Annotated in this window: 1 protein-coding gene; it reads left to right on the forward strand. The window is 49.6% G+C overall.

The features are described 5' to 3' along the window. On the forward strand, positions 1 to 973 hold a 973-nt coding region (gene tuf / locus A3750_RS06315), incomplete at both ends, for an elongation factor Tu (protein ID WP_068548101.1).

The following is a 973-nucleotide window of genomic DNA, read 5'->3' on the forward strand; positions in this document are numbered from 1 at the left end:
GAAGGTTGACTTCGCGAACATCGACAACGCTCCAGAAGAGCGTGAGCGTGGTATTACAATTGCAACGTCACACGTAGAGTACGATTCAACAGATCGTCACTACGCGCACGTTGACTGTCCAGGGCACGCGGACTACGTGAAAAACATGATCACGGGTGCGGCGCAAATGGATGGAGCGATTCTAGTATGTGGCGCAACTGACGGCCCGATGCCTCAGACGCGTGAGCACATTCTTTTGTCTCGCCAGGTTGGTGTTCCATACATCGTTGTGTTCCTGAATAAGGCAGATCTTCTTGCTGAAGACTGTGGTGGTGCAGGTACTGAAGAATACAACGAAATGCTTGAGTTGGTTGAGATGGAGCTTCGTGAGCTTCTAGATCAATACGAATTCCCTGGTGACGACACGCCAATCATCCCTGGATCTGCTTTGATGGCATTGAACGGTGAAGATGACAACGAGCTAGGTACTACAGCCGTTAAGAAACTTGTTGAAGCACTTGATACGTATATTCCAGAGCCAGAGCGTGCAGTCGATCAGCCATTCCTAATGCCAGTAGAAGATGTATTCTCTATCTCTGGTCGTGGTACGGTAGTAACTGGTCGTGTTGAGCGTGGTATCATCAAGGTAGGCGAAGAGATCGAGATCGTTGGTATCCGCGACACTCAAACGACTACGTGTACTGGTGTTGAGATGTTCCGTAAGCTTCTTGACGAAGGTCGCGCGGGTGAGAACGTCGGTGTTCTTCTTCGTGGTACTAAGCGTGATGATGTTGAGCGTGGTCAGGTGCTATGTGTTCCTGGTTCGGTTAAGCCGCACACGAAGTTCGAGGCTGAAGTATATATCTTGAGCAAAGATGAAGGTGGTCGTCACACGCCATTCTTCCAAGGCTATCGTCCACAATTTTACTTCCGTACCACGGATGTAACAGGTGCATGTGAGCTTCCTGATGGCGTTGAGATGGTAATGCCAGGT

The sequence above is a fragment of the Oleiphilus sp. HI0079 genome (assembly GCF_001635105.1).